The sequence below is a fragment of the Micromonospora sp. NPDC048894 genome (assembly GCF_040649765.1).
GTDB lineage: Bacteria > Actinomycetota > Actinomycetes > Mycobacteriales > Micromonosporaceae > Micromonospora > Micromonospora antibiotica.
Genome location: NZ_JBEZFY010000004.1, coordinates 453797 through 465728 on the forward strand (window position 1 = coordinate 453797; position 11932 = coordinate 465728).

An 11932-nucleotide genomic window follows, 5' to 3' on the forward strand; every position below is an offset into this window, starting at 1 on the left:
AGCCGAATCTGGGTGGAGACACGGCGTCGTTTCGCAGCGATCCTCGGTACGATAGCGACCCATCCGGGCAGGGCCGTCGCCTTACCGGGTGGCCGCTGGCCACGAGGAGCGACATCGTGGCCAGCGGCAAGCCAGGCCCCGACACCCGACGGCAGCCGTGACACGGCTGCCGCACGGCCGGGGTCAGATTCCTCAGAGTAACTGCTTGAGCAGACCCGAGAACTCCTTCAGTTCGTCGATCTGTTGGTCACTGAGCGCCTTCTCGTCAAAGTGAGCAATCTGGTTACGTATGACTCTCACCCTGTCCAGTTGAGCCACGAACTGGGATCTGTCCACTCCACCCCAGCCCAGCAGCTTCCAGTTCTCCACCGCATTGAGGCGCTGCTTCGCGTCCCTCTGCTCGCAGTCCAGCAGCCTGACATACTCGCCGAACATCAGCTTGGAGAAGTCGCCTGAGTGATTTTCCCCCTTCAACTTCTTGACCGAATCGCCAGCGAGCTTGGGCCCCAGGCATCTCCGGAGACGGAACTCGATCTCACCGACCAGAAAGAATGGCAATGCAATATTGTGGAACCGCTTGGCGATATCAGAGCCGGTTATTATCCCCACGAAGACGCCACTGTTCTCCCGCACCAGCAAGTATCCGTGACGCCGAATCTCGGGCAGGCGGGTGAAGAGTTCCTGGTGAACCTCCGCCACGGGGATCGCATCACGGACCATGGACTTCGCAAGCGTGGGATTAGTCTCGCCGATCTCGTACCGCGCAGTGATGGAGTCCCAGGTCACGACACCCTTGAGATCGGCAAGCCCGTCGATCACCGGTAGCTGCGAATAGTTCTTCACGCGCATCGTATACGTGGCGGAACGCAGCGACGACTTGGACGTGACCGAGTCGATTCCCGCACGGGCCGAGGGCACGTCGCCGATCCGAAGTGGCTGCTGGGGCAACGTGCCTGTCTGCACCTCCTCTTCGACTTCCTCCTCGACGAACGGCACCGCTGCCTGAGGGAGGATCAGCATGTCGGTCTTGAGCCCGCAGGTCGTGAAGGAGGGATGAGTGTCGAGGCCCACCCCATGCAACGCATCCTGGATCAGGGGAACGGTCTGATAATTACGGACACGTTCACCGAACATTTCCAGGAGGGCAGGAACCCGTATGGTCTTCCCCTTGAGGTCGAGCAGTTCCTGACGGCTTGGAAGAGACGGACTCACCGGTCCACCTCGTTGCGGAAGACCGTGCGCTTACCCATGGCCTCATTGACCAGTTCAACCAATCTAGCCGAGCGGTCGTCGTAGAACTTGTCGAAGTCGTCCTCACGCAGGAAATCCGGATTGATCACGTGAGTGGCGACGACGTCGTCGAACCATTCGGGCCGCGTGCCGGTTTCCCTGGCAAGCACCTGCAGGTAGGCCGATGGCGAACCCGTCAGACTCTTGCTCGCCCGGTAGGACAAAGGGGTCTTGTTCACGATCGAATTGCCCCGCCCGTCACCGGGGACATGCCGGGCCAACCACTGCTTCGGGAAAACATGACGAATGTCGACAGCATGCTGCAGGATCGACCCCGGGGTGAAAGGAGATTCGCTGTGGTACCAGTCGACGGCACCCTGCTTGACGAGCAGCGCAAAAATGCCCTTGTAGGCGGCGCTGTTACGGGTGGTCAGGGTATCCAAACGGTCGGCCAGGAAGGCCGCTTCCGCGATGGTGTCGGGCGCGCTCAGCAACTGACCCTTCGCTGCGGCAACGAGTTGTTCGACATCACGGGTGAAGCGACTCTCAGTCGCACCACCGTACATTTCACCCAGTACCCCACACCAGTACCAGCGGGTGAGCAGTTCCCGGGTGCCGACCTCATCGGCCTGGTCACCGAGGATCGCTCGCACCGCCGCCAAGGGCACGAGCTGGGTTCGGTAGGGAAGGTCGGCCTGTCGCACGATGAACTGCTCGTTGAGGAACCCCCCGACCCAGCCGAAGGCACTCGCCACCCTGGGCGCAAGCCGAATGAAGTCGTCCAGCGGCAGGTTCAGGAGATCACGTCGTTTGCAGGAAACAGCCATGTTCGGCTTGGTCCTCTTGCGTTCCCATGTGTTGACCAGGGTGACGGCTTGCAGAAATTCACTGGTGCTCAAGCCATCGTCGACCCCCTGCTCCAGGCGCCCCAAGACCGGGTATGCGGTGGCCAGGGTCCGCTTGATGTCCTGCCACACGTCAGGCAACCGGTAGTAGTCGCCGTGGTTCTGCTCGTACTGACTGTCGCCTGCATAGGTGGCGGTCAGCAGTTCGAACACGTTCAACGGAACGCCGCCGGTGTTGACGCGCTCGAACACCGAGCAGACGGCATCCTTGGTGGTGGAGGCCGCAAGCTTGATCATGGGAATCTGGAACGACTTGATGTTGTGGAGAATCAGTTGGTCGAACTTGGCCCACAATTCCCAGTTCGCATCGTCGAGCTTGACGAATTCACGCTGCCATGCGGTGACCTTGTCGCTGTTGAAAACATCGCTCAGTGGAAAGTGCCTCGCGCCGCACTCTTTCGACCGACTACTGAGATCGAGGTTGATCGTGCGAGCGAAGTTCGAACGGAGGACACGGTCCTTCGGTACAGAAACGATGGCCTCGTCCCGGTCGGTGGACGAACCGACAGCCCGCTCCATGTCCACGTAATACCAACGCTCAAGGTCCTTGTTGCGATCATCGACGGTCCGCACCGGCTGGTCAAGGTGCAGGGCCTGGAACAGGGAGGTGAGCCGTTGCTGACCGTCCAATAGCAGTAGGTCAGGCACAACCGCCCGACCGGCCTCCGCACCGGTCAGGGTACGAGGACGAAAGGGCTTCTTACCACCCGTCTCGAGCGTCATCACAACGCCGAGCGGATAGTCGAGGGTTACCGTTGCGATCAACTCCCGGATGCGCTGGTCATCCCACTTCCACTCGCGTTGGAAGTCTGGCAACTGCAATATCCCCGACTTGATGTCTTTCAAGAGGTCGTAAAGCTTCGGACTGTCGAGTGCCATTGAGGGATCTCCCTGGGAACCTATCGTGAGGGCGAACCGGTCAGATTATCGATCGCCACTCTGATGGTCAAGGTCGTCTCAACGGATAATCTCCTGGGGCAATCGACTGCGGCACACGGCGGACACCCAGGGCACCGTGCAGCCGGCGGAAGTCGGCAGAGCTGACACACGCTAATCTGCACCCTCATGGACGACGACGGGCTTGCGATGGGGCTCTACGAACACCTGGTCACCCGCCATGTCGCCGCCTGTCTCCAACCCCTGGATCCGGCCAATGTCCAGCACCACCCCCTGGATCCCGCCGACGCCCACCACCCCCTCACCCGGCACCTCGCCACTCTGATCAGCCGGGCCCTGCAAGCCGTCCCCAACGGCGAGGACAAGCTCCGCCACCAGGTCGACCTGACCAACCGCATCGCCGAGGCCATCGCCACCCTCAGCCCCGCCGCGACCGACCAGCACGACCAGATCGCCGACGCCCGCAACCTGCTGCACGCCATCGCCGCCCCACCCACACCCCCGGCACAGCCGACCTTCCCGCAGCGCCCCACCACCCCGCTCTCTACCGGCGCGCTGCTGGTCAACGGCAGGCACCAGCCCCGCATCGGCCACGAGGTCACTCACGAGATGGCGTCGGCGGAGCGGGTCGACCTGCTCTGCGCGTTCATCAAGTGGCACGGGCTGCGCATCGTCGAACCCGCCCTCCGCGAGCTGATCCAACGCGGCGGCAAGCTACGCGTCATCACCACCACCTACCTGGGCGCGACCGACCAACGCGCCCTCGACCGGCTCGCCGAGTTGGGGGCCGACATCAAGGTCTCCTACGAGACCAGGACCACCCGACTGCACGCCAAGGCGTGGCTGTTCCGCCGCCACCACGGGCTGACCACCGCGTACGTCGGGTCGAGCAACCTGTCGAAGGCCGCGCTGGTCGACGGGGTGGAGTGGAACGTCCGGATCTCGAACGTCGAGCAGCCGCACGTCATCGACACCTTCACCGCCACCTTCGAGGACTACTGGAACGACCCGGCGTTCGAGACCTACGACACCGGGCGGGACGCCGAACGGCTGCGCCGCGCGCTGCGCGGGGAACGGCGCGAGGACTCGCCGACGCAGATCGCCAACCTGGACGTACGCCCGTACCCGTACCAGGCGGAGATCCTGGCGGACCTGGACGCCGAGCGGCAGGTGCACGGCCGGCACCGCAACCTGGTGGTGATGGCGACCGGCACCGGCAAGACGGTCGTCGCCGCGCTGGACTACCGGCGGCTGCACCGAAACAAGACCGTCGACTCGCTGCTGTTCGTCGCCCACCAGGAGCAGATCCTGCGGCAGAGCCTGTCGACGTTCCGCCAGGTCATGGGCGACGGCAGCTTCGGCGAAACCCTGGTGGGCGGGCAGGTGCCGACGCACTGGACGCACGTCTTCGCCTCCATCCAGTCGCTGCACCGGCGGGAGATCGACCCGCAGGCGTACGACATGGTGATCGTCGACGAGTTCCATCACGCGGAAGCGCCGACGTACGCCCGGTTGTTGGAGCGGCTCGCGCCGCGCGTACTGCTGGGACTGACGGCGACGCCCGACCGCGCGGACGGCGGCGACGTGCGGCGGTGGTTCGACGGGCGCGCGGCCGTGGAGCTGCACCTGTGGGAGGCGTTGGAGCGGCAACTGCTCGCACCGTTCCAATACTTCGGGGTACACGACGACACGGACCTGTCGCACCTGCGGTGGCGGCGCGGCCAGGGGTACGACCTGGCTGATCTCGACGGCGTCTACACCGGTGACGACGCGCGGGCGCGGATCATCCTGAAGGCCGTGCGGGACACCGTGGACACCGGCCGGATGCGGGCGCTCGGGTTCTGCGTGGGCATCGGGCACGCCGAGTTCATGGCCGACTGGTTCACCCGGCACGGCGTACCGTCGGCGACGGTGACCTCGCGGGCGGACCGCGCGGAGCGCGACCGGCTGCTGCGGGAGTTCAAGGCCGGGAAGCTGCGGGTGCTGTTCACGGTCGACCTGTTCAACGAGGGTGTCGACCTGCCGATGGTCGACACGATCCTGATGCTGCGGCCCACCGAAAGCGCCACCATCTTCCTGCAACAGCTCGGCCGTGGGCTGCGCCTCGACGACGACAAGCCGTGCCTGACGGTGCTCGACTTCATCGGCGGGCAGCACGCCAACTTCCGGTTCGACCTGCGCTGGCGGGCGCTGACCGGGATCAGCCGGCGGGCCGTCAGAGCCGCCGTCGAGCAGGACTTCCCGTCGCTGCCCAGCGGCTGCCACGTGCGGCTCGACCGGGTCGCCAAGGACATCGTGCTCGACAACCTGCGCACCGCGTTGCCCACGTCAAAGAAGGGCCTGGTGGCCGAACTGCGGCAACTCGGCGACGTGAGCCTCGCAGAGTTCCTGCGGGAGACCGGCCTGGAGGTGGAGGACGTCTACCGATCGGCCTCTGTCGGCGGGTGGACCGGGCTGCGTCGGCTCGCCGGCCTGGACCCCTCGGCCCCCGGCCCGGCCGACCGCGAATTGGGCCGGGCCATCGGCCGGATGCTGCACCTCGACGACGTCGACCGGCTCGACCTGCTGGCGCGGGTCGCCGCCGGTGACCCGCCGCCGGCCGGACGGCTGTGGAACATGGTGCACTTCGACCTGTGGGGGCCGCAGGCGCTGTTGGCCGCCCGGGAGGAACGCCTCGAACGGCTGTGGGCGGAACCGGCCCGCTGCGCCGAACTACGCCAGGTCGCCGAGGTGCTGCGGGAGCGCATCCACCGGGTCACCGCGCCCGTCGGCGTACTGCGGGTGCACGCCCGGTACAGCCGCAACGAGGCGTGCGCGGCGTTCGGCATGACCAACCCCGGGTCGCTACGGGAAGGGGTGAAATGGCTGGAGGCCGAGCAGGCGGACCTGTTCTTCGTCACCCTGGTCAAGTCGGAGCAGCACTACTCCCCCACCACCATGTACGCCGACCGGGCCGTCACCGAGCGGCTGTTCCAGTGGGAGTCGCAGAGCACCACCTCGGAGTTGTCCCCCACCGGGCAGCGGTACATCCACCACGCGGCCCGGGGTTCGACCGTGCACCTGTTCGTCCGGGAGACCCGGGTGCCGGACCGGGACCTCGGCGCTCCGGCCTACCTGTACGCCGGGCCGATGACCTACCAGCACCACAGCGGCGAACGGCCGATGCGGATCATGTGGGAGTTGGCGACCCCGCTACCCGCCGACCTGTACGCGGCGGCCCGCACCATCGCCGCCTGAGGTCGTCCCCATGGGATCCTCAGGCCGCATCGGCGTTCGGCGTGAACCTGATGTCGAGCCGCATGTCGAGGGCGCCGGCCAGTCGTTCCAGGACGGGCAGGGTGGGTATCGTCCCGCCAGCCTCGAACCGCGCCACGGCGGACTGCGTCATTCCGGCAGCTCGCGCCAGCCGACTCTGGCTCCAGCCACTGCGCTCGCGCAGGTGGCGAACCTCCTGGCCCAGTTCGAAGGCGATCCTGGTCGCGTCGTACGCCTCAGCCGCTCCAGGTTCGGCCAGCCGGCGGTCACGCAGGTCGTTCCAGTCGACGCGATCACTCATCGTTCTGCCCCCTCGTCACGATGTGCCGCTCCGTCATGCACTGCTCAAGCGCCCGGCGAGCCCGCTGGATCTCCCGGTCCTCCCGCATCCGCGTCTTCCGGAACACCGTCAGCAGGATGATCCTCCGCTCGCCAGCTATCCAGTACGTCAGGCGTACCGCGCTGCGCTCCAGGTAGAAGCGCAATTCTCTGAGTTTGCCGTCCAGTTGCCTGGTATGAGGTTCGCCGAGGAGGACACCTCGACTGGCAAGAAGATCAATATAGAACGCCACTCGGGCGAAGTCTGTGCTCGGCAGTTCCTCCAGCCAGTCTCGGACTTCTGGCTCCAGCTCCACGCTACCCCAGGCCATAGCGTTGATGCTATAGCCCCAGGTAATCAGACACCCTTGGCGACGATCACGTGTCGCGTCAGTTTCCCGGCTTGGCGGCGAGTGCGGGGAGAGGCGTCAGCCGGAAGCGGTCGTTCAGCAGGAGGACGTCTCCGCCACCCGGCTCCCCCCGATGCCCAACTCCTCGATCCGCTGCCACAGCGGCACCAACGCCGCGTCCGGGTCCCGGCTGAACACGCTCCCCCGGATGCGTACGAAGACGCAGTTGCCGACCCGTTCCAGCACCGCCTGCCGGCGCATGTCGCTCTCCCACTGCTCCGGCCCGTGATAGGCGTCCCCGTCGCACTCGATCGCCAGCCGCCGCCCGTCCGGGGCGGGCAGCACGAAGTCGATCCGGTACGAGCCGACCCGGAACTGCGGCAACGGCCGCAGCCCCCGGCGCAGCATGCGCCGCAGCACCTCGCGTTCGAAGTCGCTGTCGCAGCGCTGCTCCAGGTTGTCGTACGCCTCCTCGGCGGTGGTGACGTTCTGGCAGTAGCGCAGCAGCAGACCCCGGGCGTCGTCGGGGCGCAGGTCGTCGGGTTGCACGGAGTGGAACACCCAGAGCTGGTCGCGGGCCCGGGAGGCGGCGACGTTGACCCGCCGGTGGTGGTCGCGTTTGGTGAACGCGGCGACCGGCCCGTGGTGCGGGGAGACCACCGTCGACACCAGCACCACGTCGCGTTCGTCGCCCTGGAAGGTGTACGGGTCGCCGACACGCAGCCGGCGGCGTTCCATCTCCTCCTCGCCGATCTCCTCCCGCAGCCGGGCCAGCAGGTAGAGGGCCTGCCCGCTGGTGCTGAGCAGGCTGACCACGCCGATGCTGCGGCCCGCGTACGCCGGGTCGGCGACGATCGTGGCGACCCGCGCGACGAGGGCCTCGGCCTCGGCGACGTTGACGTTGCCGTACGTGGGCAGGTCCTGGCGGACGCCCTCGGGCACGTGCACGGCGACGACCGGGTCGCCGATGCCGGCGGGCCGGTCGGTGCGCAGCGGTTCGATCTCGCCGCCGTAGTAGGTGTCGCTGGAGAACCCGATGATCGCCGGCACGGACCGGAAGTGCTCGGTGAGCAGGATCCGCTCGGGTGAGCGGCGGACGGCGTGGTCGTAGAGGCTGCTCTCCGGGTCGAAGTGCTCGGCCGACGGCACGTTGACCAGGTGTGAGTTGATCAGGCCGGTGACGCTGCCGACGAAGGAGAGCTGCGGCCCGATCTGCTGGTCGTCGCCGACCACGACGGCCCGTTCGGCCAGGCTGAGGATCGGCAGCGCGAACAGGTCGGCCTGGGACGCCTCGTCGACGATGACGACGTCGAAGCGCGCGCCCCCGGCGAACTGTTCGATGGCCCGGTCGACGGACATCACCCACACCGGCACGGCGTCCACGGCGGCGGTCATCGCCTTCTGGGCGTGGGCCTGCCACTGGGCGGCGTTCTTCCCGGTCCCCTTGCCGATCTTGCGCAGCGCGGTGGTCCAGTCGGCGAGGGCGGCCCGCCGCCGGTCGTCCAACGCCAACGACACCTCCAACCAGGAGGAGGCCACGACCAGTTCCCTGGTGAGCTGCCGGATGCGTTCCCGGGTGCGGTCCACGCGCCGGCCCAGGGCCACCGGGTCTACGCTGCCGACGACCTGGTCGAACCAGGTCTGCGCGCGCCGCCACCGCCACCGGTCGAGGCAGTCCGCGCCGGTGCCGTGCAGGGCGACGGCGGTGCCGTCCTCGAGCTGGGCGGCCCAGTCGGGGGCGACGGGTCGCAGCCGGTCGGTGAGCTGGGCGAGGCGTTGCGCCTCGGGGCGCAGGGCGGCGAGCCGGCGCACCTCGTCGAGCAGGGCGTCCCAGCCGTCGACGTCGCCCTGGAAGCTGTGGTCGAGCAGCCGCCACAGGTCGCTGGCGTCGACGCCGGACATGCCGTGTTGCAGCAACGCGTCGAGTCGGTGTTCCTCGGCCACCAGCTCGTCGTGGGCGAACACCGCGGTGGCCCGGCCGAGCAGGGTGATCAGCGCGGTCAGCCGGCGTACGTCGATGGTGTGCTCGGTGCGCGGCAGCACCCGGCGGACGGTGCCCAGCAGGGCCGGCCAGCGCCGCCGGTCCCAGTCCAGCGCGGTGGCGGCGGCGGTGAGCAGCTGGCCGGTCCAGTATTCCGGCTCGTCGCCGACCTCGGCGGGCAGCCCGAGCGACGCCCGCCACTCCGCCCACCGGGTGGCCAGCGCCTGCCGCAGCCGACGCCGGGTGACGTACGCGACGACGATGTCGACGTCGTCGGCGCTGCGCAGCATCTCGCCGTCGATCCGGCATTCGGTGGCGATCCGGGCCAGGGTGCCCTGGAAGAGCCTGCTGACGCCCTTGCCGGTGGCGAACCGCTGCCGCAGCTCGTCGAGCAGGGCCAGCAGCCGGCGCGGCTCGGTCAGGTGGGCCTCGGCGACGGTGACCTCGTGCCCGGCGATGACCCGGGCGGCAGTGGCCAGGTCGGCGAGCGCCTGCTGGCTGGCGGCGACGTGGTCCTCCCACCGGATGCGCCAGTTGGCGTCGGCCTGCAGCAGGGTGCCGAGCCGGTCGGTCCACGCCCCCTCCCGCTCGGTGAGCAGGGTCAGCGCCTCCCGCAGTTGACCGCCGAGCTGCTCCATGGCGGGCTGCCCGACGGCGCGCACCTCGGCGACCAGCATCCCGGCGTCGGCGAGCCGGTCCAGTTCGCGTCGGGTCGCAGCCAGCTCGTGGCGGTCGCCCCGGATCGCCTCGGCGGCCGGCAGGTCGGCCGCCGTCGGCAGCTGACGCAGCGCCTGCGCCCGGTCGGGTCGCCGGGTACGCCGGGCGATGTCGAGCAGTTCGCTGAACTCCTCGCCGGTCAGCGGGGCGTCCAGGTCGGGGGCGAGGGGGTCGGGGATGTCGCCGTACCGGTCGGCCCGTTCGCGCAGCCACACCCCGACGTCGCCGGGGGACAGCCGGATGCCGTCGATCTCGTAGCGGGCGGACTCGTGTTCGGCCAACGCGCGCAGACCGGCCAGGGCGAGCCCGAGGTCCCGCTCGGCCTCCTCCAGTTGCCGGCGCAGCCGGTCGACCCGCTGCTGCTCGGCGCGACGGTCCAGGGTGGCGCCCCGGTCGGAGAGTTCCCGGGCGGCGAGTTGGAGCTGCACCAGCTGGTCGGCGGAGCGGCCGAGCACCGCCAGGCAGAGCGGTTGGATCTCGGCCGGCAGGCCGTCGCGCAGCACCCGCAGCGGGTCCTCCTTCTGCGCGACGACCAGCACCCGCTTGCCGTGTGCCATCAGGTGGCAGATCAGGTTGCGGATGGTGTGCGTCTTGCCGGTGCCGGGCGGCCCCTGCACGGCGACGTTGCGGTGCTGGGCCAGCCGGCGGGCGATGGACTCCTGCGCCTCGTTGGTGGGCAGCGGCATGAGCAGCCGCTCCCCCAGCGGCTGCCACCGTTGCGGCTGGTCCTGCGGCATCTCCAGCCGGCTCGGCTCGTGGGCGAGGATGGCGGCCAGCGCGCCGATGCCGGTGGTGTCGCCGCCCAGCAGCCGGGTCCGCAGCTCCTCCAGGAAGCGGCGCAGCATCCGCTGCCGGGGCCGGACGAACAGCACCCCGGTGTCGTGCACGTACGCGCCGGTGGGGGCGGGGGCGTCGGCGTCGCGCAGCACCGGGTCGTGGCCGAGGCGGCGCAGCGCCCGCTCGAAGAACTCCCGCCGGTCGAGGTCCGCCCAGACGTCGAGGTCGAGTTGCCCGCCGACGCCGGCCAGGGCCAGCAGCTGCCGCAGGTAACGCTCGTCGAGGCCGGTCAGCGGGTCGGTCTGCAACCTGGCCGGCCCCTGCGGTACGACCCGCACGACCGACCGGTCCGCGTCGAACTCGACGGCGACCGGGGTCACCACCAGCGGGTACCGCACCGGGTGGCCGGCGACGTCGACGCGGATGACGCCGTGGCCCCAGACGAGTTCGTGACTGGCGGCGGTCATGTCGACCCGGTGCATCAGGTCGAACAGGGCGCGGTGCAGTTGGCGTACCCGGTCGGTGCGGGCGGCCTGCTCGGCCCAGGGCCGCCAGTCCTGCTCCCGCCACTGCTCGAAGCGGGGTCGCAGCCATGCGAGGGTCTCCTCGTCGCCGGTCAACCTCGGCTCGGCCGGGTAGGGCGGGGTGTCGGCGAGGTGCGCGACGAACTCGACGGGGGTCTTCAGTCGCCGGGGTGCCGCCGGCAGGCCGACCTGGAGCCAGCTCACCCCGTCGGCCGAGACGCCCACCTGGCAGTCGGGGTGCTCGGGCAGGTCGTGCTGCCAGAGCGCGTCCGCCGTGGGCACCGTCCGGACCGGTTTCTCCAGCTGGGCGCGGACCGCCATCAGGTAGTCGACCAGCGCGGTGGTGCGCTCCAGGATCAGCGCGGGCGGTTCAGTGTCGGACGTGGCGCGGGGGAGCATGCGGCACCTTTGCTGGCTGTGGCGGTCCCCGGCACCCTACCGGCGAATTCCTCCCGGACGGGACCTCCGGTCGGCATTCCTGACCGCGACCGTGTCGGTGGTCCGTTGTCGGAGGTCCGTTCTAGCCTGGGCCGGCAACCACACCCGAGGGAGACCATCGTGCTCGACCACCTGGGCATCCAGGCCCGCGACATCCCCGCCAGCCTCGCCTTCTACGACGCCGTCCTCGCCCCGCTGGGCGCCCGCCGGCTGTTGGAGTACGGCGACGTGGTCGGCTACGGCGTCGAGCGGCCCGACTTCTGGCTCAGTCCGACCACGACGTCCGGCCCGGCCCACGAGGCGCACATCGCCTTCGCCGCCGCCGACCGGGCCGCCGTCCGGGCGTTCCACGACGCGGCGGTGGCGGCCGGCGCCGAGGTGCTGCACGCCCCGAAGGTCTGGCCGGAATACCACCCGACCTACTTCGGCGCGTTCGTCCGCGACCCGGACGGCAACAACGTCGAGGCGGTCTGCCACCGGCCGGAGTGACGGTCCACCTCCGACCTCCGACCCACGACTACCGGGCCCGACGCGCTGGCG

General features: G+C 68.9%; 7 protein-coding genes. 2 read left to right on the forward strand and 5 right to left on the reverse strand.

All coding sequences use genetic code 11. The annotated features are described in order from the left end of the window. Positions 1-192 precede the first annotated feature (192 nt). Both AB0C22_RS11660 and AB0C22_RS11665 read right to left on the reverse strand, forming a co-directional pair. Complete coding sequence (locus AB0C22_RS11660) at positions 193-1212, reverse strand: CBS domain-containing protein (protein ID WP_357534789.1); 1020 nt, start codon at positions 1210-1212, stop codon at positions 193-195. Then, on the reverse strand, positions 1209-3014 hold the full coding sequence (locus AB0C22_RS11665) for a DUF262 domain-containing protein (RefSeq protein ID WP_357534791.1): 1806 nt from the start codon (positions 3012-3014) through the stop codon (positions 1209-1211). The genes AB0C22_RS11660 and AB0C22_RS11665 overlap by 4 nt, the downstream gene beginning before the upstream one ends. A 186-nt stretch (positions 3015-3200) precedes the next feature. Between AB0C22_RS11665 and AB0C22_RS11670 the strand changes: the two genes are divergently transcribed. Further along, positions 3201-6269, forward strand: coding sequence for a DUF3427 domain-containing protein (locus AB0C22_RS11670; protein ID WP_357534793.1), 3069 nt, complete (start codon positions 3201-3203; stop codon positions 6267-6269). 19 nt (positions 6270-6288) lie between these two features. Here AB0C22_RS11670 and AB0C22_RS11675 read toward each other — a convergent pair whose 3' ends face one another. From AB0C22_RS11675 to AB0C22_RS11685, 3 genes are all read right to left on the reverse strand, one after another. Beyond that, entirely contained in the window at positions 6289-6588 is a 300-nt protein-coding gene (locus tag AB0C22_RS11675; RefSeq protein WP_219467572.1) for a helix-turn-helix transcriptional regulator, read from the reverse strand. Then, positions 6581-6937, reverse strand: coding sequence for a type II toxin-antitoxin system RelE/ParE family toxin (locus AB0C22_RS11680; RefSeq protein WP_219467569.1), 357 nt, complete (start codon positions 6935-6937; stop codon positions 6581-6583). Before AB0C22_RS11680 ends, AB0C22_RS11675 begins: the two co-directional genes overlap by 8 nt. Before the next feature lie 114 nt (positions 6938-7051). Then, positions 7052-11353, reverse strand: coding sequence for an AAA domain-containing protein (locus AB0C22_RS11685; protein ID WP_357534796.1), 4302 nt, complete (start codon positions 11351-11353; stop codon positions 7052-7054). Between the two features lie 159 nt (positions 11354-11512). Between AB0C22_RS11685 and AB0C22_RS11690 the strand changes: the two genes are divergently transcribed. Continuing rightward, positions 11513-11881, forward strand: coding sequence for a VOC family protein (locus AB0C22_RS11690; RefSeq protein WP_219467563.1), 369 nt, complete (start codon positions 11513-11515; stop codon positions 11879-11881). Positions 11882-11932: the final 51 nt, after the last annotated feature.